Annotated in this window: 14 protein-coding genes; 11 read left to right on the top strand and 3 right to left on the bottom strand. The window is 33.5% G+C overall.

Translation table 11 applies throughout. From position 1 onward, the window contains the following. Positions 1 to 58 precede the first annotated feature (58 nt). Together PBN93_RS08900 and PBN93_RS08895 are read right to left on the bottom strand one after the other, a co-directional pair. Positions 59 to 2,239 carry a xanthine dehydrogenase family protein molybdopterin-binding subunit gene (locus tag PBN93_RS08900; protein ID WP_077401638.1) on the bottom strand — a complete coding sequence of 727 codons (2,181 nt, stop codon included), beginning with the start codon at positions 2,237 to 2,239 and terminating at the stop codon, positions 59 to 61. A 1-nt stretch (position 2,240) separates the two neighbouring features. Next, positions 2,241 to 2,699, bottom strand: coding sequence for a (2Fe-2S)-binding protein (locus PBN93_RS08895; protein WP_077401635.1), 459 nt, complete (start codon positions 2,697 to 2,699; stop codon positions 2,241 to 2,243). Between the two features lie 296 nt (positions 2,700 to 2,995). On the opposite strand from PBN93_RS08895, the gene PBN93_RS08890 reads away from it, so the two are divergent. From PBN93_RS08890 to PBN93_RS08875, 4 genes are all read left to right on the top strand, one after another. Then, complete coding sequence (locus PBN93_RS08890) at positions 2,996 to 4,648, top strand: sulfatase (protein ID WP_271080477.1); 1,653 nt, start codon at positions 2,996 to 2,998, stop codon at positions 4,646 to 4,648. An 11-nt stretch (positions 4,649 to 4,659) separates the two neighbouring features. After that, entirely contained in the window at positions 4,660 to 6,144 is a 1,485-nt protein-coding gene (locus PBN93_RS08885; protein ID WP_271080476.1) for a sulfatase family protein, read from the top strand. 408 nt (positions 6,145 to 6,552) lie between these two features. Then, a complete protein-coding gene (locus PBN93_RS08880; protein ID WP_271080475.1) occupies positions 6,553 to 9,720 on the top strand; it encodes a SusC/RagA family TonB-linked outer membrane protein in 3,168 nt (1,055 codons plus the stop codon). A gap of 17 nt (positions 9,721 to 9,737) precedes the next feature. Beyond that, on the top strand, positions 9,738 to 11,474 hold the full coding sequence (locus PBN93_RS08875; RefSeq protein ID WP_077401624.1) for a RagB/SusD family nutrient uptake outer membrane protein: 1,737 nt from the start codon (positions 9,738 to 9,740) through the stop codon (positions 11,472 to 11,474). A 96-nt stretch (positions 11,475 to 11,570) separates the two neighbouring features. Here PBN93_RS08875 and PBN93_RS08870 read toward each other — a convergent pair whose 3' ends face one another. Then, on the bottom strand, positions 11,571 to 13,166 hold the full coding sequence (locus PBN93_RS08870; RefSeq protein WP_271080474.1) for a helix-turn-helix transcriptional regulator: 1,596 nt from the start codon (positions 13,164 to 13,166) through the stop codon (positions 11,571 to 11,573). Positions 13,167 to 13,353: 187 nt separating this feature from the next. Between PBN93_RS08870 and PBN93_RS08865 the strand changes: the two genes are divergently transcribed. From PBN93_RS08865 to PBN93_RS08835, 7 genes are all read left to right on the top strand, one after another. Continuing rightward, positions 13,354 to 14,940 (top strand): sulfatase, encoded by a 1,587-nt coding sequence (locus PBN93_RS08865; RefSeq protein ID WP_333780765.1) that lies wholly within the window; start codon positions 13,354 to 13,356, stop codon positions 14,938 to 14,940. 32 nt (positions 14,941 to 14,972) lie between these two features. Continuing rightward, positions 14,973 to 16,898 carry an FAD-dependent oxidoreductase gene (locus PBN93_RS08860; protein ID WP_077401615.1) on the top strand — a complete coding sequence of 642 codons (1,926 nt, stop codon included), beginning with the start codon at positions 14,973 to 14,975 and terminating at the stop codon, positions 16,896 to 16,898. Between the two features lie 2 nt (positions 16,899 to 16,900). After that, positions 16,901 to 18,016: a hypothetical protein gene (locus tag PBN93_RS08855; RefSeq protein WP_271080472.1), complete on the top strand. Its 1,116-nt coding sequence runs from the start codon at positions 16,901 to 16,903 to the stop codon at positions 18,014 to 18,016. 393 nt (positions 18,017 to 18,409) lie between these two features. Continuing rightward, positions 18,410 to 19,027 carry a tetratricopeptide repeat protein gene (locus PBN93_RS08850; RefSeq protein WP_171974477.1) on the top strand — a complete coding sequence of 206 codons (618 nt, stop codon included), beginning with the start codon at positions 18,410 to 18,412 and terminating at the stop codon, positions 19,025 to 19,027. Between the two features lie 130 nt (positions 19,028 to 19,157). Continuing rightward, positions 19,158 to 20,360, top strand: a complete 1,203-nt coding sequence (locus PBN93_RS08845) for a GAF domain-containing sensor histidine kinase (protein ID WP_271080471.1) — start codon at positions 19,158 to 19,160, stop codon at positions 20,358 to 20,360. Positions 20,361 to 20,643: 283 nt separating this feature from the next. Next, the gene (locus PBN93_RS08840; protein WP_271080470.1) at positions 20,644 to 21,099 is read left to right on the top strand and encodes a RidA family protein; all 456 of its coding nucleotides are present in this window, start codon (positions 20,644 to 20,646) and stop codon (positions 21,097 to 21,099) included. Between the two features lie 315 nt (positions 21,100 to 21,414). Continuing rightward, positions 21,415 to 21,912 carry a hypothetical protein gene (locus PBN93_RS08835; RefSeq protein ID WP_271080469.1) on the top strand — a complete coding sequence of 166 codons (498 nt, stop codon included), beginning with the start codon at positions 21,415 to 21,417 and terminating at the stop codon, positions 21,910 to 21,912. The last annotated feature ends 7 nt before the right edge of the window (positions 21,913 to 21,919 follow it).

Below are 21,919 nucleotides of genomic sequence, written 5' to 3'. Positions count from 1 at the left end.
AAAGGGGATAAGTTGTAAAACTTATCACCCTTTTTTAATTTGTGTTAATTATAGTGTATTAAACTAATTTATAATCTTTAAGCGGTAATGTTCTATATCTATTACCTGTTGCTTTAAAAATTGCATTTACAATAGCTGGTGCAATAACTGGTACCCCTGGCTCACCAACACCTGTTGGTTTTTCGTTATTTTCTACAATTTCTATATGTATGTTTGGTGCTTGTGGCATACGTAACATTTGGTAATCACCAAAATTAGTTTGTTCTATAGCGCCATCTTTAGCTGTAATTTTACCGTAAAAGGCTAAAGACATACCAAAAATAGCAGCACCTTCCATTTGTGCCGTAATTGTATTTTTATTTACAGCCAAACCACAATCTATAACAGAATGTATGTTGTGTACTTTTACTTTATTATTTACAACAGATACCTCAACCACAGACGCAACATAAGATAAAAAGCTATAATGCACTGCAAGTCCCATTGCATGTCCTTCGGGTAATTTTTTACCCCAATCTGCATTTTTAGCAGCCTGCTTTAGCACGTGTTTTAAACGAGCAGTATCATACTTATATTCATTTTTAGTATCTTCAATGCGGTCACTACCAATAAGATTTAATCTAAACTCAAGCGGATCTACTCCTGCTTCATTAGCTAACTCATCAGCAAAAACATTAATAGCAAAACCGTGTGGTATGTTTATAACAGAACGCATCCAACCAATTCTAACATGCGCTGGTGCTTCTCCTGTTTCTACCTGCATATTAGGAATCTCAAAAGGTACGTTTGTAGCACTAGCAGCTTCAAAAGGAGCAGGATCTACAGTTCCCGGAGCAAAAGTAGACGCTATAGAAGGCAACGCAAAACGATGCAACCAACCAGTTACTTTTCCGTCTTTATCCAAACTACCTTTCATATATTGTGCTGCAATGGTGTGGTAATAACCATGTTGTATATCATCTTCACGTGACCATACAACTTGTACAGGAGCATTAATTGCCTTAGATACCGCAGCAGCTTCAACCACATAATCTGGCTTGGATTTTCTACCAAAACCACCTCCTAAAAACGTAACATTAACAGTTACATTTTTTTCATCTGTTTCTAAAAAAGCACTAACTTCTGTTCTTGTACGTTGTGGTTCTTGTGTTGGAGCCCAAACTTCGCACGTATTCTCTTGTACCCAAACAACAGCATTAGGCACCTCCATAGGTGTATGCACTAAATGTGGCAATTGGTATGTACTTTCTATAGTTTTTGTTGCAGATTTAAATGCAGAATCTACATTACCTACCGTTTTAGCAACCTTTCCCTTTTTCTGTACATTAGCTGTTATCTGTTTCATATACTCTTCAGTATCATAATTAGCATTTGCACCAAAATCCCACTCTACTTTTAAAGCCTCTTTACCTTTAAAAGCAGCCCAAGTATTTGTAGCAACAACAGCTACACCTCCTAATGGTCCAAAAGGTTTTTCTACCCTAGGGATTTCTACAACATCTATAACACCTGCAATTTTTAAGGCTTCAGTTTTATCAAAAGATTTTACTGTACCAAAAGTAACTGGGCAACGTTTTATTGCTGCAAATTTCATATTATCTAAACGCTTATCTAAACCAAAAACAGCACTTCCGTTAGATAAGTTTTCTACATCTTTGCTTGGTAAATATTTACCAATAAATTTAAAATCTTTAGGATCTTTTAAAACAACATCTTTGGGAACTTCTATAGTTTTAGCGATTTCTACAAGTTCTCCAAATCCTATTTTTTTACCACTATTACTTATAACAAAATGGTTTTCTGCTTTTAATTCTGATGCAGGAACCTCCCATTTTTTAGCTGCTGCAGCAATTAAAACTGCCTTTGTAGCGGCTCCAATTTTTCGCATTTCTTCATACAAAAGACGTACACTTTTAGAGCCATCTGTATTTTGATCACCGTACTTAACATCTCCTACAGCTTGTTTAATACTTACTCTATCCCAATCTGCCTCCATTTCATCTGCAATAACAGACGTTAAAGACGTACGCACACCTTGTCCCATTTCTGATCTAGAGGCAACCAAAATAAGATTACCATCAGAATTAAGCTGAACAAATAAATTAGGATTAAACTCTACAACTTCTTTAGGTTCACAGCCAATAAAAAGCGTTGTTCCAGAAGCAATTATTAATCCGCCTGAAGCCAAACCTAATCCTTTTAAAAAACTTCTACGACTTACATTTTTTACATTTTTCATACTAGCCTTTGTTTTTTAATTCTACAGAATGGTTTATAGCCTTTTTTATACGCGGATATGTACCACAGCGGCAAATATTACGCACCATAGCATTATTTATATCCTCATCAGAAGGGTTGCTATTACCGTTTAGCAATGCAGTTGCTGTTATTAATTGTCCAGACTGACAAAAACCACATTGCGGAACATTATGCTCTGCCCAAGATTTTTGTAACAACTGAAGATTTTCTGTCTGTCCCTCAACGGTAATCAACTCGTTATCTCCTACTGCAGAAACAGGCAACTGACAAGAATTTACTGCATTACCATTCATTAAAACCATACAAGCACCACAAAAACCTTTGCCACAACCAAATTTAGTTCCAGTAAAACCTATAATGTCTCTTATTGCCCATAACAAAGGCATATCCGGATCTACATCTATCGTATGTGTTTCTCCATTAATTTTTAGCTTGGTCATAAATCTTAATATTTAGTTTTGTAAAGATGTCTAAGTTTTAAATTTACACAAAAATAAGTACAACAAACCGCTATAATTAACCTATTAACACTTTATTTTACCAATAAAGCAGTAATTAAGATAAAGTTTAAATTAACCATCAGGTTATTAATAAGCCAACAGTTAGAGTAAAAATAGTAATACTAATTACAAATAAGGTAAAATAGTGCAAGGCACGGATAAACGAAACCAATATTTTATTGCTTCTTTTAGGTTATTTTGATAGTTCTTAATATTAACTTTTTTGAAATACATAAATGAGATACGTGCAATTATTACTACTACTTTTATTTATAAGTAGTTGCCAATCACAAAAAGAGACAAAAAAAGAAATCAAAAAAAAGCCAAATATTTTATTTATTGCTGTAGATGATTTACGCCCAGAACTTGGCACCTATGGTTCTGACATTGCCATTACACCAAATATAGATGCATTGGCTAAAAATGGTCTACAGTTTAACAATGCATACTGCCAAGAAGCTATATGCAGTCCGTCTAGAGCTAGTTTAATGACAGGAGCCAGACCAGAAAGCATAAGCGTAGTAGAAAACTTTACCTATTTTAGAGATGCTAACCCAGATATTATAACTCTACCTCAGCAATTATGGGCAAACGGATATGAAACCGTACACACAGGCAAAATTTACCACGGCAAATATAACGACCCTAAGTTATCATGGAGCAGAAAGCCAGTACCACATAGCCAAATGAGCGCTAGTAAAAAGCCTAAATTTGGCTTTAAATTACCAGAAAACATAAAATTGCATAAAGAAAATAGCGCTGCTATGGTAGCCAAGTACGGAGAAAATGCATTACGTAATGGACTAGGTAAAGGTCCGGCTTATGAGTTTGCAGATTATCCTGATAATGAATATGAAGATGGTTATAACACAGATCTTGCTATAGCAACTTTAAAAGATATGCTTAACAAAAACCCTAACAAACCATTTTTTTTAGGATTAGGAATGAAAAAACCACACTTAGACTGGTTAGCTCCTAAAAAGTACTGGGATATGTATAACGAAGATGATATAAAATTGGCTCAACAAAAGCAAGGTCCAAAAAACGGAGCTGTAATGGGGCTACACGCTTCTTTTGAGTTAAGAGCTAGAGCAGACATTCCTAAAAAAGGAGATATTACAGATGAACAAGCTATAAAATTAAAACACGCATATTTAGCCTGTGTAAGTTATATAGATGCACAAATAGGACGTATGTTAAAAGCCCTAGAGGAATCTGGACAAAGAGACAACACCATAGTTATATTATGGAGTGACCACGGCTGGCACCTTGGTGATATGGGCATTTGGGGCAAAGCAACAAACTATGAAATTGCAACAAGAGTGCCTTTACTAATTAACACTCCAAATATGCCAAAAGAAATAAAAGGCAAAAAAACAAATGCACTAGTAGAGTTGGTAGATATGTACCCAACATTATGTGACTTGGTTAATGTTCCTATTCCTAACACAGTAGAAGGACAAAGTTTTAAACCACTATTAAGTAACCCAAATTTAGATTGGAAAAAAGCTGTTTTTAGTCAGTTTCCCACACCTGCATTAAGAGAATGGGCAGCTAACCCATTATCTAAAGGGATGAAAGAAACTTCGTTTGGCCCTTTAATTAAAGAAGTTGAAGAAAAGATAAAAAAACAACAAGGAGATAAATGGAATAGAGATTTGTTTGAAAATAAATTAATGGGCTACTCTATGCGTACAAAAGAATATAGATTTATTGTTTGGAAAGATTATAAAGCCAAAAACGCAAAACCTATTTTTATAGAACTATACAACCATTTAAACGACCCTAACGAAACAATTAATATAGCTAAAGAAAATCCTGAAATTGTAGAAAAGCTACTTGTACAATTTAACAAAGGCTGGAAAGGCAATTTAGCACAACTTAACTAAGTATTAAGAGTATGATTTTTAATAAACACTCAAAGACACTTGTATTAGCAGTTTTACTAACTGCATTAAGCTGCACCAACAAACCAAAAAATATAGCACAAACAACAACAGACGTTAAAACTGAAACAGAACAACCTAATATTTTATTGGTTCTTTGTGATGATTTAGGGTATTCTGATGTTGGTTTTAATGGCAGCACAGATATTAAAACACCAGAACTAGACAGACTAGCAAGTGCAGGAACCATATTTACATCGGCTTACGTAGCACATCCGTTTTGCGGACCAAGTAGAGCAGCATTATTAACGGGCAGGTATCCACATACAATAGGCTCTCAGTTTAACTTACCTGCTAACGGAGAATCTTTAGGCAAAGGAATTGACACCAAAGAGCAATTTATAGCTAAAACATTACAAGAGTCTGGCTATTACACAGGAGCTATTGGAAAATGGCATTTAGGCGCCACAGAAGAGTTTCATCCCAACCAAAGAGGTTTTACAGACTTTTATGGTTTTTTAGGTGGTGGTCACAATTATTTTCCTGAGCAATACCAAGCACAGTACCAAAAACAAAAAAAAGCTAAGAAAAAAATAATTAGAGATTACATACTTCCGCTAGAACATAATGGTAAAGAAGTTAAAGAAACAGAATATTTAACTGATGCTTTCTCTAGAGAAGCATCTAGGTTTATAAAAGAAGCATCAACTAAAAACAAACCCTTCTTTTTATACTTGGCTTACAATGCACCGCATGTACCACTTGAAGCAAAAGAAGAAGATTTAGAAGAATTTTCAGCCATCAAAGATAAAGATAGAAGAACTTATGCCGCTATGGTTTATGCTGTAGATAGAGGAGTTGGCACTATTGTAAACACCTTAAAAGAAACGCATCAATTAGAGAATACATTAATTATATTTTTAAGTGATAACGGCGGAAATACAGACCACGGAGCAACCAATTTTCCATTACATGGAAGAAAAGGAGATACTTGGGAAGGTGGTTACCGCGTTCCTATGTTTATGTATTGGCCAAAAAATATTGCAAAAGGAGAAAAATACAGTTTTCCTATTACAAGCTTAGACCTTTACCCTACGTTAGCCCATTTAGGAAAAGCAAAGGTTCCTAATGATAAAATTTTGAATGGTAAAAATGCATGGGAATCTATAGTAGCAAATAAAAACCCTCATAAAAAAGAAACATTATTTGCAATGCGACACAGAGAAGGTTACACAGATGTATCTGCCAGAAGAGACGAATGGAAAGCCCTAAAAGTTAATAGACAACCTTGGAAACTTTTTAAAATTACGGAAGATATAAGTGAAAAAAACGATTTAAGCGCAGCACATCCAGATATAATAAAAGAGCTTGTAAACGATGCTGAACAATGGAGTAAAAGCCACACAGAACCACTGTGGTTTGACCCCACCTATTTGCAAGAAATGTGGAAAGACAGTACAATGGCAACTTTTAATAATACTTTTGCAGTACCCAAATAAATACAAACATATATTTTAACACCAGCTCCTTATACAACTAAGGAGTTTTTTATGCTTACTGTTAGGTGCTGTAAACGAAACAATTAACGCTCTAAAAATTAATTATAGTGGTTACCTACCCCAAAATACTCCTCTTTACCCTAAAATAGCCCCTTTTTAATTAAAAAGGTTAAAATAATGTTATCGAAAGGTAAAATTGATAAATAGACACCCTGTTTTTTACACTTCTTTTGAATTATGAAACTAATTTTTATGATATGCTCATTATTATTGTTTGAAATAACGTTAAAAACAATGTACTGCTTCATGTCTAAAAAAACTAAAACTACTAAAGCTATACTTATATAAATAAGCAAATAGCAAAAACACTATGTAACTAAAAAACTCCTAACGTAACAACTCAGAATTATGAAAAAACCAAAAATCAAAAAAATAGGAAAATATTTTCTCCTATCTAACAAATTGCTTTTAACGCAACTAATACTATTTAGTTTATTAACCATACCTTTAAATGCTACCGCTGCAACTAATACAACTATACCACAACAACAAAAAACCATAACAGGTACAGTTACAGATGAATTAGGCCCAATGCTAGGTGTTAGTATTGTTGTTAAAGGAACAACAAATGGTACCACTACAGATTTTGATGGTAATTATAGCATTACTGTAGAAGGAGATAATCCTGTTTTAATATTTACTTATATAGGTTACAAAGCACAAGAAATAACAGTAGGTAGCCAAACTACCATTAATGTAACACTGGCAACAGATGCAGAAAATCTAGAAGAAGTTGTTGTTTTAGGATATACTACTCGTAAAAAAGGAGAAGTTACTGGTTCTGTGAGTGCTATAAAAAGCGAGGAACTAGAAAAAACTTCAAACAAAGATTTGGCTAAGTCTTTAGCTGGTAAAGTTTCTGGTTTAATTGTAAATGATAGAGGTGGGTATCCTGGTTCTACAGGAGACGTATCTTTATTAATAAGAGGTAAATCTACTTTAAATAACAACTCGCCTTTAATATTAATAGATGGTGTTGTAACAGGAACTTTTTCTCAATTATCTCCACAAGATATAGCGTCTATTACTATCTTAAAAGATGGTGCTGCGGCAATTTATGGAGCTAGAGCGGCAAATGGTGTAATTTTAGTTACAACAAAAAGAGGTAAATCTGGCAAGCCAAAAATTAATATTTCATCATCCTATAACTTATCATCTTTTTCTGTACAACCAGACCTTATGTCGTCTGAGCAATATGCAATTTACGAGAATGAAATTAATGATAGATTAGGGCAAGCTCCTCGTTTTACCCAAGAGCAAATAAATAATTACGCATCTGGTACAGATCCTATAAATTTTCCTAGCACAGATTGGAGCGATTTAACTTTTGCTAAAACATCTCCAGAATCTAGAAACTCAATCTCTATTTCTGGTGGTAGTGAAGATGTCAAATATTTTGTTAGTGGAGACTTTATAAAGCAAGTTGGTTTATTTAAGTCTGGTGACTTAAGATTTAGGCAAAACCAAGTTCGTTCTAACTTAGATATTAAATTAACAAACAATATAAAATTAGGTGTAGACCTTTCTGGAAGATTTGGAAACACCCAAGAGCCAGGTGTAGATGATAATTTTATATATAAGCACATTTACACTAATGAACCTACAGAAGTTGGCATTTACCCTAACGGATTACCAGGTTGGGGAGGAGAAAATGGTGCTAACCCATACGTTATGTCTAGCAACGAATCTGGCTTTGTTAAAAGAATAGACAATACATTAAGAGGACGTTTTTCTTTAGATTGGGATTTAAAATCTATTACTCCTGGTTTAACGTTTAAAACTTTTGTTGGTGTACGTAGACAAAATAACGATCAAAAATCATGGTATACACCATGGACGGTTTATTCTTTTCAGGAGGCTACAGGAGAGTATGTACCAACCACAGGTAAATCTCAAAGAGGTGGTGAAAGAATACTTAGAGAAAGTTTCTGGAAGTTTGATGAAGTACAAGCAAATGCAACTTTATACTACAATAAAAAAATAGGTGAAAATCACTCAATTAACACATTTGTTGGTTATGAGCAAGCACAGTCAGAGCAAAGGCAATTTTGGGCACAGCGCCAAGGATTTCCAACTAAAGAACACACAGAGTTATTTGCCGGTAGTGATGATGGTCAGCAATCTTTTGGTACATCTCAAGAATGGGGAAGAGTTAACTACTTTGGATCTTTCTCTTACGATTATAAAAAGAAATATTTTGTAGACTTTACAATTCGTCATGATGGCTCTAGTAACTTTGGCCCTGGAAAAAGATACGGTACCTTCCCAGGTGTTGCCGCATCATGGGCAATTAATAAAGAATCTTTTTTAGACAATGCAGACTGGTTATCTGATTTAAGACTAAGAGGTTCTTGGGCTAAAATGGGTAACGACCGTATTGGAGCTTTTCAATACCTAACTCGTTTTAACTATGGCGGAGCAACAAATGTTGCAAACCCTAACTACTATATTTTTGGCACACCAGGTGTTAGTTACAACGGTTATACGCCAGATAATGTGCCTAACCCAAATATTACATGGGAAACTGCTTATATGAAAAACATAGGTATTGCTTTCTCTATGTTTGATAGTAAACTTACAGGAGACTTTAACTACTTCTACCAAAACAGAGAAGACATATTGGTTACAAGAGCAGCTGCTATACCAGATGCAGCTGGTTTAACATTACCAGCAGAAAACATTGGTAAAGTAGATAACTTTGGATGGGAATTAGAATTAGGCTGGAACCAGCAAGTAAACGATAATTTTAGCTATAACATTGGTGGTAACGTTACAAAAGCTAAAAATGAAGTTGTGTTTTTGGCAGAAGCTAATGATGTACCAGAATGGCGCAAAAGAGAAGGATACTCTATAGACTCTTACATAACTTACCCAACTGCAGGTATTTTTAGAGATCAAGCACAAGTAGATGCTACAGATGTTAAACTTAATGGTACTATAGAAGGAGAACCAATTTATTTAGATACAGATGGTAACGGTAAAATAGATGCTAATGACAGAGTTAGAGATTACAGCTCTAACATACCACAAATTCAATATGGTGTTTACGGAGGATTTAAATACAAAAATGTAGATATGAGTTTCCTTTTTCAAGGACAAGCAGAGGCTAAAATGTTAGTGTTTTTTGATCAGGCTGGTGCAAAACCAGAATATGTGTTTAACCAAAGATGGACACCTACAAACAGAGATGCCAGATACCCAAGAGCTTTTGGACAAGACGATAAATTTAGCGGAAACCAAAGTGGTAATCCAGAAAACTTTCAAGGAGCAGATTTTTGGCTTAGAGATGCATCCTTTTTAAGACTAAAAGAAATAGAAGTTGGTTATACTATTCCAAAAGATAAAATTGAGTTTTGTGATATAAAAATATTTGCAAGAGGACTTAACTTATTTACAATGTTTTCTGATGTATACAAGCTAGGCCTAGATCCAGAAGCAGCAGGATACAACAACTTTAGAGGTAGTACTTACCCATCTTTAAAAACATATACACTAGGTGTAAACTTTAGTTTCTAATTTAAAAAAATACAGATATGAAAAATTTAAAATTAATATATGCATTTATAGCAATTGGCTTGTTTAGTTTGTCTAGTTGTAATGATGTATTAGATGTAGAGGCTACAGACGCCTTTGCAGAAGACTTAATATATAACGACCCAGAACAATTAGAGAGGCTTGTGTATACAGTGTACAACAGTACAGAGAGTTGGGGCGTTAACAAAAGACAATGGTGGGGACGTAGGTTTAATTTAGAAGTAGGTTCTTACGAGGCTATTTTTAACTTTAAATTATTAGACCAATTTAGACTTAGAGCAGGTATGACACCAGGTACTGTTGGTATGTTAAACGGAAAATGGGACAACTACTGGGATTATGTGCGTTTAGCTAATGAGTTTTTAGACAAGGTAGATGATAGTCCCGCAATGAAAACCAACCCAGAAAAAGTAGCTGTTTTAAAAGCAGAAATGCGTTTTTTACGCGCTAATATCTACAGTAAATTAATTCGTTTTTATGGCGGTGTTCCTATTTTAGAAAATGCTCTTGGTATAGATGACGATTTTGCATTGGTACGCAATAGCTATGAAGAGTGTGTAGATTTTATTGTTAAAGAGTTAGATGCCGCTGCCGCTGTTTTACCAGAAACAAGACCTGGTAGCGAATTTGGTAGAGCAACTAAATTAGCTGCTTTAGCTGTAAAATCTAGAACCTTATTGTATGCAGCAAGTAAATTACATGATCCTGCCTTTGCTCCAAGCAATGATCCACTTTATACCTATACTAAACCTAATAAATGGCAAGATGCGGCAGATGCAGCTAAGGCAATAATAGACTTAGTTGGTGCAAGAGATTTAATTGCAGTTGCAGACGCAGAAGAATATCAAAATTTATTTTTATCTCCTAACAATGATATTCTCTTTGCAAGACCTTACAGTGCTTTATACTATGATTTTGGTACGGACGCAAACTCTTTACCAGACCAAGCAATGACTCCTAGTGGTTACAGCGGTTGGGCATTAGCTGCACCAACACACAATTTTGCCTTACAATTTAATATGGCAGATGGCACAACTACCAGCGATGCTAGCTTTGATCCTGCAAACCCTAATGATGGTAGAGAAATGAGATATTATGCAGATTTAAATTTTAATGGCGCAGAATTTAGAGGTCGTAAAGTACAGTATTTTTTATCTGATGACACCAATGCAAACCCACACGGTTTAGATTCTCCTGAAGGACTAGGAAACCAACAACATTCTTCTAAAACCGGGTATAATATCAGAAAATTTCAAGATGAAACAGTTGGCTCATTAAATGAAGAAGGTATGGTAGATGGTTTAACTGGTATATCTCCAGAACGTCCTTATATTTTATACAGGCTAGCAGAAATCTACTTAAACTATGCAGAAGCCCAATACCATTTAGGTGATGAAGCAACGGCTACTACATTTTTAAACAAAGTGTCTAGTAGAGCATTACAGCCAAATATTACTGCATCTGGAACAGATTTATTAGAGGCTATTAAAAGAGAAAGACGTATAGAACTTTGTTTTGAAGGTCACAACTTTTTTGATGAAAGAAGATGGATGAATGAAGATCATTTAGGCTTTGATGTTAAAGGACTTTCATGGACTAAAGCAGCAGATGGTACAGAAACTAGTGAAGAAGTAACTGTAGTACAAAGACCATGGATGGCACAGCACTACTACCTACCTATACCTGCATCCGAAGTAGAAAAAGCACCAACAATGGTACAAAACTTTGGTTATTAACAATAAAATTAGTTTAGTTCTCAATTGTTTGAGTTAGTTTATTTGTAAACACTAAAGAGCCTTACTTATGTAAGGCTCTTTTATTTTATGGCTCCATTAAATAGAGTTTATATAATTAACCAAATTTACATCCCTGTCTATCTTCATTTTTTTACGTAGCCTATGCCTTGCTACGTGTACACTACCTAAAGAAATACCAAGTAAATAAGCCATTTCTTTTCCGCTAAAATTTAACTTAATTAAGGCACACACTTTTAAATCTGCAGAACTTAAATCCGGAACTTTTTGTTTTAAACGCTCATAAAAACCTTCATTAAGAGCTAAAAACCTATTATTAAAGGCTTCCCATAATGTAACAGAACGTTTTCTTATTAACTTTAAAATTGCTGGTGTTTTGTTAGATGTATTTTCTTTTTCTATATAATCACTTAGTTCTTTTATTACTTTTTCGCGCTCTATTAATTGTAGTGTATTAATCATTAACTCACTATTTTTAATTGCAATTTGCTCATTAGAGTCTTGCTGCTTTTTTTGGTGTTTTAAAAAGCGTAACCTAAATCTAATTACCAATGCTGCTATTATTAGTAAAAACACTATTACAAAAAATAGTATTCTAAATCGTAATATTTCTTGTGTTTGGCTAGCCAACTCTAATTTCTGATTGTTTAACAATTCATTTTTTGCATTTAGTTGCTCACTATAATGGCTATGTATGGTTAAAAAACCTTGGTTACTATCATTTCTTGGGTTAAGGTATGTGTCATTAATTTCATTAGCAATACGCGAATTCTGGTAAGAGCTTTTATAGTCTTTTAGTTTGTACAAAACACCTGCATACCTAGAGTACACATAACTTCTATAAAAAGTTAATTCGCCCTCAACATCTCTTATAGTCAAGGCTTTTTCATAATTCTGCTTTGCAAGTTCTGTTTTTTTCTGCTTTCTGTATATTCCTCCTAACCTTGAGTAAAGTACAATTAAAAAACTATTATGTATTAGTGACGACTTTTTGTTAATAGCTTTAATAGAACTAGTTAATAGTTTAGATGCTTCATTTAAATTGCTACTCTTTTCTAATATAGATGCTTTTTTTTCGTCTAAATAAGCTTTGTAAATGGGGTCCATTTTTTCTCTTTGGGCAATAGCAGCACAATTGGCAATGTATTTTTTTAGCATTACAGTATTAGATGTCCGTTGGTAGTACAAGGCTAAATTGTAATTTGCGCTATACATATCCTTTGCAGGTATTTTTTTTTCATCAAAAGAAATCTTAAAATAGGTATAGGCCTTTTTAAAATTTACACCAGCCAAATCATCTTGCTTAAACAAATAATTTAAATACCCAATTTCTTCATTTGCTCTAGCCATTAAAAGTGTGTCTTTTAATTCCTCTGCTCTAAACAAAGCGTCTCCTCCGTGCATAAAAGCATCGCTATAATTCAAATTAATTCGCTCTAAATAACACAAATTAAGTAAACTCTCAATTACTGCAGATGAGTCGTTCTTTTTTAATGCAATAGCATATTCATTTTTAGCTTCTTTTAAACTAGTGACTAAATATTGTTCTGTAATAACAGGTCTATTTTTAAAGGCCTTAAACTGTTGGGCTTGTAAGGTGCTAAAGAACAAAGCATTAAGTAAATACGTAAGAAAAACAAATAACTTTATACAATTTAATACATTGAAAATCATACACTTAATATCATTTTATTTAAAATTTAAATTACTTTAAAGTTAAGTAAAAAAACACGAAAAAATAGCAATGTTAAGTTTTTGTAAGGTGATATATTACTGCTTTTATAAGAGTTTAGTCTAGATTTGAGATGACTCACCAACTCAATTTTGAATGAAAAAGTTAATTAAGATAATCTGTTTTATTTTGATAACAATTAGCTGTTATTCTCAAAAAAAACCTAATATCCTTTTTATTGCCATAGACGACCTAAGACCAGAATTGGGTTGTTACGGATCTAACATTGCTATTACTCCAAATTTAGACAAGTTTGCAACTGAAGGCCTGTTATTTAATAATGCATATTGCCAACAAGCAATTTGCGGACCATCTAGAGCTAGTGTGCTTACAGGCATACGCCCAGAGACTAGTGGTGTTTACCACAACTATATAAAGTTTAGAGATGCAAACCCAAATGTAGTAACCCTACCACAGCAATTTAAAAATAACGGTTATGAAACTGTGTATTGTGGTAAAATTTTTCATCATGAAGATTTAGATGATGAATTGTCATGGAGCAGAAAACCTGCAATAGATAGTATGCTTGTAAAAAACATTAAAAGACCTGGAGGTTTTGTACTAGAAGAAAATAATAAAGATAGAAAAGAGCAAAGGGCTAAAATGATTGCCAAATATGGTGAAGCAGCTAAATACGGCTTGGCAATGGGTACGGCTTATGAAAACGCAGATGTAGCAGATAATGAATATTTAGATGGTTACAACACAGAACTAGCCATTGCAACAATTAAAGAAATGGCAACCAACAACAAACCATTTTTTCTTGGTTTAGGCTTTAACAAACCACATTTAAACTGGACATCTCCAAAAAAATATTGGGATCTATACAACCCTAATACTATAAAACTGGCATTAGAAAAACAAGGTCCAAAAGGAGGTGCAGAAATGGGCTTGCACGCTTCCTTTGAGTTACGAACTAGAAGTGGCATACCAAAAAAAGAAGAAATTAGTAGCGAGCAAGCTATTAAATTAAAGCACGCATATTTAGCTTGCGTAAGTTATGTAGACGCCCAAATAGGTAAAATAATAACTGAGTTAGAAAAAGAAGGATTAAGAGACAATACAATTATTATTATTTGGAGTGATCACGGATACCATTTGGGAGATATGGGAATTTGGGGCAAAGCTACTAATTATGAAATAGCCACAAGAGTTCCAATGCTATTTTGGGCTCCAAATATGCCCAAAAAAAGCAGAGGTAAAAAAACAAATGCATTGGTAGAGCTTGTAGATATTTACCCTACTCTATGCGACTTCGCAAATATACCAGTGCCAAATTATGTAGAAGGGTATAGTTTTAAACCACTAATAAATAACCCTGGACAAAAATGGAAATCTGCTGCTTTTAGCCAGTTTCCCACTCCTGCACTAAGAGAATGGGGAGCTTACCCACTAAGGCCTGCAATGAAAGAAACCTTTTTTGGCCTGCTTATTAAAAATGTAGAAACAAGAATAATTCATCAGCAAAAAGACAAATGGAATAGAAATGTATTTGAGAACACACTTATGGGATATGCTATGCGCACAAAAAAGCATCGATTTATTGTATGGAAAGATAGAGACAACCCACAGAAACAACCTCTTTTTATAGAATTATATGATCATGATAATGATCCGTTAGAAACCACAAATATTGCTAATGTTAATCCAAAATTGGTAAAAAAACTAATGCTACAGTTTACTAAAGGATGGCACGGAAACAGACCAAAAAAATAAACCAAGCTACTTATTGTACAAAATACTGAATTATGGAAAGAAGAGATTTTTTTAAAAAAGGAACTAAAGCTGCTGTGGCAGCTAGTGTTATTCCTATGATTACAACGGCGCACTCTGGCCCAGAAGATGTTGTTTACAATAGAGATACTGACAAGTGGTATCATTTAGGAAGTGGTAAAACAGGTATACCAAACCGCAAAAAAACAGCAGATTATGATGTTGTTGTTATTGGTGGAGGCGCAGCTGGTATTAGTGCCGCAGTTGCTGCCGCACGCAATGGTTCTAAAACTGTACTTGTGCAAGACAGACCTGTTTTAGGAGGTAATGCATCTAGTGAAATGCGTGTGCATTTAAATGGCGTAAACAGATTAAAAAACGGAAAAGCAGAAAGAGAAACAGGTATTATTGAAGAAATGCTACTTTTAAATAGGTTTTGCAACGAACAAGAAGCCTATACTGTTTTTGACCATGTTTTGTACGAGTATGTTATGCGTGAGCCAAACCTAACTCTAATGCTAAACACACAAGCAATAGAAGCTGTAATGTCTGGCTCCAAAATTAAATCTGCCTTGTGTTGGCAATCTACAACAGAAATGCTGTACACACTAAACGCACCTATTTTTATAGACTGTTCTGGAGATGGTTTGTTAGCTGCAACGGCAGGAGCAGAATACAGAACAGGCAGAGAAGCTGCATCCGAATTTAACGAAACATTTGCTCCAGAAAAAGCAGATGGTTGGCAAATGGGAGCTACCTTACTTATGTCTTCTAAAGATATGGGAAGACCTATGAAATATACTCCTCCTTTTTACGCAATAAAATACGATTATAAAATAGCACATCCTAAACGTAAAATTGCTGGTTTTCAAAACGGAATTTGGTGGATAGAACTAGGTAGTGATGATGATATTATTGCCGATTATGAAGAAAACAGACACCGTTTAATGGGGTATTTACATGGCGTATGGGATTACATAAAAAACTCTGGTGAATTTCCGGAAGCAGAAAACTTTGCCTTAGATTGGGTTGGCTCATTGCCATGCCGTAGAGAATCTCGTCGTTTTATAGGAGACTACATTGTGTCTGAAAAGGATTTAACAGAGTACAAACATTACCCAGATGCTGTTGCTTTTGGAGGTTGGCCAATAGATGAGCATATTCCAGGAGGAATAGACAATATTACTGAGCCACCAACTCATTTTCATTATCATTTTCATAATCTTTATGAATTTCCGTTTAGAAGCTTGTACTCTAAAAACATCACTAACTTAATGTTTGCTGGGCGTAATGTTAGTCAAACTCACATTGCACTATCATCTAGCCGTATTATGGCAACTTGTGCATTAATGGGGCAAGCAGTGGGTACAGCAGCAGCTATTTGCAATCAAAAAAACACTACACCAAGAGAAGTTGGTAAAAAATACATAAATGAGTTGCAAGAGCAATTGTTAAGAGACGATGTTTATATTCCTAAAAGACCTGCAAACGATCCAAATGACTTAGCTAAAAAAGCAAGTTTAATTTTTGCTTCTACAACTTCTTCTGGCGATGCAAAACTACTTACCAACGGAATTTCTAGAGATATAAATGGTAAAATTAACCATTGGATGTCCAAAGGCTTACCTGCAGAATTACAATTAGAGTGGGATGCACCTACAGCATTATCTGCCGTAGAGATAAAATGCGACACAAATGTAAATCGTAATATTATGATGCGTAAAGACAGTAGAAATGATGAGTTATTTACTAATGGTGTACCAAAAGAAATGGTAAAAGCTATTAAAATAGAAGGTAGGGTAAATGGCAAATGGGAAGACCTAGGAGCTATTGACAATAACCAAACTAGGCTTATTAAATTTAAGTTTAACAGCAGCAAAGTAACAGCTATTAAAATAATAGTAACAGAAACCTACGGAGCTAATGATGTAAAACTATTTGAGATTCGTTGTTATAAATAATTATGCTAAATAAACTACATATACTTATTGTGATTTTCTTCTTAATTATTTTTCAAAAAGAGAATCACAATAATCTTAACAACATAGAGTATAAGGTTACTATTCATCATCCTGGAGAAAAAATGCCTATTAAAGCGGTATTAACCCAAGTAAAAGATAAAGCCGGATTTACTACAGGGTATTTTATGGATGTAGAATCTGTAATATGTTTAGAAAATGTGTGTAAAATAATTCCTGTACGTTTACATTGGGATGACATAGGTAATTACCAACGTTACGAGCTTGAAGAATTAGCTACCCTAGAAAAATACGAAGCAGATGTGTTTACTGCTAACGACTACAAAAAACTACACCGTATTCTTTTAAATAAAAACTCGCCATTTAAAGAAGTTTTTATAGGCGATATATTAACCGTAAAAAATGAACTTAATACTAATATAGACGCAATATCTGGCGCCACAGCTTTAGAACTAGACACCAAAGATACAGTGCCAGGAGCTGCTCTTACCTGTTTTACCCTATGGCATTGGGCAAACGGAGATGTAGTTAACACCATACAACAGTTAACCTCCAAAACTGCATCTACCAAACAATTAGTAGCTTACATAAAAACCAAAAAGCCTACGTATTACGCCTTGGCCTTAAAAGAACTAACCCACAGAAAACTATATAAAAAAGCGTATTTAGATGCTATTTTTAAACATATTAATAACTCACCAGCAATTGTAAAACCAACAATTACTTATTTTGAAAGCTCTACAAAAAATGGCTATTTTAAAAACATAAAAAAGTTATTTATTATAGGAAACTCTGAGCAAAAAATAGCTGCTTTAAAATCTATTACATTAACAAATAAACAAGCAACTCCCATTTATTTAGAAAGCATTAGCAGTTATGCAAAAACGTTACAAACTTACCAAGAAGTAGATGCTTTAATAAATATGCTAGAAAAAAAGCAATACTTCTCAAACCAAACAGCAAACAACCTAACTCCTTTACTCAATGGAGATTTTTTAACTGCAAGGCGTGTATACTGGTTTTTATCAAACAAAAAGCTAAGCAACACACAAAAGCAAGCAGTTATTAATTTTAAAAAATTATACAAGAACAAAATATAAACTTCTTCCCTACCGTTTAAACCATCCATTTTTAGAAAAAAAAACATACATAAAGTTATGTGCTAATTAAAAGTTTAGATACATATATTAGGTTACAAAATGTAATTATAAAACTAACGTACCTAAAAAATTAGCAACAACTACTAAAACCTTATATGTTAATTAATTACAACTTTTTTCACGATTTGCAAGAATAACCTTATTTTTGTACCCTAAATAACTTACCTTTAATCTATTATTAATTTTAAAAACCAGTAAAAATTTACAAATGATATAAAACTAAAAATCTTTTTTAAGCCACCATATCTTCCCCAGATTTGGCAAGTAATTTTTGAACGCTATTACGGGCATTAAATAAGAAATATACAAACCTAAGAACTTTAACCTATGAGAATGAAGAACTTACTACAGATTTCTGTATTTGTGATTCTGCTAAACAGTTGTTCGCCATCTAACGAGTCTTTAGCAGACAAATACAAAAAGAACGGAGACACAGAAAAAGCCATAAAACACTACAAATTGGCTATTGAGGATGGCAGCACAAGATCTATGAACAAATTAGCATTACTGTATGTTAACAACCATAATCTTAGTGAAGCAAAAAAATACTATCAAATGAGTTTTGAGCAAGGCAATGAGTCTGCCGCTCAAATATTAGCTTCTTTATGTGCTAGTAATGAAGACTATGAAGGCACAATTAAATACGCAAAAACATTAGCAGACAAAGGTAATTTAGATGTGATTTACAACCTTGGTAATGCATATTTAAAACTAAGAAGGTATGATGAGGCTATAAAATACCTAGAACTAGACTCTACTTCTGTCTTTACCAAAAACTTACTTGGTGAGGCTTATTATAAAAAAGGAGATTTAGTAAATGCAGAAAAAATTTGGAAATCTGCTGTAGACAACCACAAAAAAGGTAATGCAAGTTCACTTAGAAAATTACTAAAACTCTATTTAAAACAAGGCAATACTGCACAATATAACAAATACAAAAACCTAAAATAAAAAGAAGGTTAATACATACAACCACCACACAATAAACACATTAAAACACCGTTTAAGTGTGTGGAAAGTCCCGTGAAATGCATTCTTGTGTTTTTTACAACCTACAATAAGTAAAAAAAGCTACGGCCCCATGATAGCACCAAAAGAGCATATTAAAGAAAGAGAACGATTAGACAAACTACAATCTTACTCCATATTAGATTCCTTACCAGAGTCTGATTACGACAACATTGCAGCTATTGCAGCAGAAATATGCAATATGCCAATGGCTATGATAACACTTATAGATAAAGATAGGCAGTGGTTTAAATCTAGTTATGGTATAGATGTAGATGAAATGAACAGAGACATATCGTTCTGTGGGCACGCAATACATGAAAACGGACAAGTTTTTATGGTGCCAAACACCAGTGAAGATGAGCGCTTTTATGACAACCCTTTGGTTACTGGTGAAACCAATGTGCTGTTTTATGCAGGCGTACCTTTTACCACAGAAGACGGTTTACCTTTAGGCACATTATGTGTTGTAGACCAAAAACCAAATACACTTACAGAGCATCAACAAAAATCTTTACAAGCATTATCTAAACAAGTAATGAACTTACTTAGCCTTAGAAAAAGCAAAAAAAGATTAGAAGAAGAACTACAAAAGCAAGAAGAAAAAAACCTAGACCTAGAACGCTTTGCTTTTATTGCTGCTCACGATTTAAAGTCTCCTTTAAACAATGTATCTAGTTTAACAAGTATGTTTTTAGATATGTATGAGTCTAAAATAGATGATGAAGGAAAACAAATTTTAAAGATGATTATAGACTCATCAGACAAATTGAAAGGCTTAATTGAAGGCTTATTAGATTACAGTAGAAGTGAGAGTATTTTAGGCAAAAATAAGGTAGATGTTAAGGTAGAATCTGTTAAAAACACCATTTTTGGATTATTTTCTTTTGAAAAAAATGTAACCTTTAGCATGCACAACACTATTACAGATTTGTATATAAATGAAACTGCCTTAGATCAAATATTAATAAACTTAGTTACCAATGCTATTAAATACAATAATAAAGAGCACATACAAATAGAGTTAGGTGTAACTGATACAAAAACCCATTATCAGTTTTATGTAAAAGATAATGGGCCAGGTATACCAGAAGAAAAACAAGAACAAATTTTTAAAATTTTTGAAGTAAACGCTAACCAAGACAAATACGGCGTGCGTGGTAATGGTATTGGTTTAGCTACCGTAAAAAAAATAGTAGAAAAATCTGGTGGTACTATAAAAGTAAACTCCACACTAGGCAAAGGCTCTACCTTTAGTTTTAGTATTAAAAAATAATTATATTAATTATAAGTAATTGTAGCCATACAATTAACAACTGCCCTAAGTAAAGCTTAGGGCTTTTTTTATGCAATAAACTATAATGTCAAATAAGCCATAAAATGGTACAGACCTACACTATATTTTAATAATAAAAAAACACTTATAAAAATGTAGTAAACCAAATAGCAGCACAATGGTTACGCCTATTATAAAGTAAGAACATAATTTTACACTAATTAAAATTAACTAATTTTACATAGATAACTATCTAAAAACCAAAACACAAAAATTTTAAACAATGAACCCCTTAGATAATCTAAAAAAGCTAAATCTTGAGCTACCAGAAGTATCTACCCCAGGTGGCAACTATGTATCAGTAAACATTAGAGGAAATATAGCCTACATAGCAATACAATTTCCTATAGCAAACAACAAATACCTATACCAAGGGCGTTTAGGAGACCAAATTTCTACTGAACAAGGCTATAAAGCAATGGAAATATGCGCATTAAATGTATTGGCACAAGTAAATAATAAAATTGGGTTTAATACTATTATTGGTCTAAATCATATTGATATCTATTTTCAGTCAGGACAAGATTGGGATGATTCTCCAACTGTAGCTAACGGAGCATCAGACCTATTTGTAAATGTATTAGAAGAAAAAGGGAAACACACAAGAGCTATTTTTGGCGTACACAAATTACCCCGTAACTTTAGTGTAGGTTTAACAGCAACATTTACCATAAAATAATAACTAAAATTTATAAACTATGCCAAATAAAATTATCACCTAAAAAAAATGGCATACAAAAACCAATGAAACCAATATACTACGCTGATAGCGATGTAGCCATATTTATTGAACTAGTTTATAAAAATTACAAGCCAGTTACTCCCAAAATTAACCCTACTTAAAAAGTGTACTAATAAAAAACCACACAATATATTTTTTGCTATAAATAAACATTTATAAATTGTAAGAAAAATACACAAAACATGTGTTTACACAGCCATATTGGCGGAATAAACGCAATTAATTGTGTTTACTAACTAGTTGTAAACAATTATGAAATCGAGATTCGTATTAATATTATTTCTAATTATTCCACTTTTTGGTATCGGACAGAATTTTGAGCTGAAAAAACCAAATGTTGCGGAACTGAACGCGGAATTGAAAAAAAAGAATTATTCGCAAGACGTGACATACTTGTATCTAAATCGGAATTACAAAACGGAATCTAAAAAATTGGATGTTACAAAATATGATTATCCTGATTACAGTATTTGTGCATTTACACAAAAATTTGAACACGGAATTGTTTACTCAGAAGAACAGTGCAGAGAAGCAGGTGGAATAACAACTAAACTGACTTTACCTAAAACGGACAAAAAAAGTATTATTCAATGGGTTGAACTGATTTTTAAAAGTTCGTCAATGGACTTAGAACACGGATGGAATTCGGAGAAAACCAAATTTGGACCGACTGACGATGGTGCTGGATGTTACTTTGAAGTTAGAGAAACTGAAAACAATACTGAAATTGAAATGTATTGCGGATGTTAAAAATAAC

The organism is Cellulophaga omnivescoria (assembly GCF_027915275.1).
Classification (GTDB): Bacteria; Bacteroidota; Bacteroidia; order Flavobacteriales; family Flavobacteriaceae; genus Cellulophaga; species Cellulophaga omnivescoria.
Note: the sequence above shows the minus strand (reverse complement) of the source record. Positions and strands in the feature narration are given on the sequence as shown.

What these genes read in the sequence shown, in the direction of transcription:
- PBN93_RS08900 (WP_077401638.1), bottom strand. Translation starts at nt 2,239, where the DNA reads ATGAAAAATGTAAAAAATGTAAGTCGTAGAAGTTTTTTAAAAGGATTA.
- PBN93_RS08895 (WP_077401635.1), bottom strand. Translation starts at nt 2,699, where the DNA reads ATGACCAAGCTAAAAATTAATGGAGAAACACATACGATAGATGTAGAT.
- PBN93_RS08890 (WP_271080477.1), top strand. Translation starts at nt 2,996, where the DNA reads ATGAGATACGTGCAATTATTACTACTACTTTTATTTATAAGTAGTTGC.
- PBN93_RS08885 (WP_271080476.1), top strand. Translation starts at nt 4,660, where the DNA reads ATGATTTTTAATAAACACTCAAAGACACTTGTATTAGCAGTTTTACTA.
- PBN93_RS08880 (WP_271080475.1), top strand. Translation starts at nt 6,553, where the DNA reads ATGAAAAAACCAAAAATCAAAAAAATAGGAAAATATTTTCTCCTATCT.
- PBN93_RS08875 (WP_077401624.1), top strand. Translation starts at nt 9,738, where the DNA reads ATGAAAAATTTAAAATTAATATATGCATTTATAGCAATTGGCTTGTTT.
- PBN93_RS08870 (WP_271080474.1), bottom strand. Translation starts at nt 13,166, where the DNA reads ATGATTTTCAATGTATTAAATTGTATAAAGTTATTTGTTTTTCTTACG.
- PBN93_RS08860 (WP_077401615.1), top strand. Translation starts at nt 14,973, where the DNA reads ATGGAAAGAAGAGATTTTTTTAAAAAAGGAACTAAAGCTGCTGTGGCA.
- PBN93_RS08855 (WP_271080472.1), top strand. Translation starts at nt 16,901, where the DNA reads ATGCTAAATAAACTACATATACTTATTGTGATTTTCTTCTTAATTATT.
- PBN93_RS08850 (WP_171974477.1), top strand. Translation starts at nt 18,410, where the DNA reads ATGAAGAACTTACTACAGATTTCTGTATTTGTGATTCTGCTAAACAGT.
- PBN93_RS08845 (WP_271080471.1), top strand. Translation starts at nt 19,158, where the DNA reads ATGATAGCACCAAAAGAGCATATTAAAGAAAGAGAACGATTAGACAAA.
- PBN93_RS08840 (WP_271080470.1), top strand. Translation starts at nt 20,644, where the DNA reads ATGAACCCCTTAGATAATCTAAAAAAGCTAAATCTTGAGCTACCAGAA.
- PBN93_RS08835 (WP_271080469.1), top strand. Translation starts at nt 21,415, where the DNA reads ATGAAATCGAGATTCGTATTAATATTATTTCTAATTATTCCACTTTTT.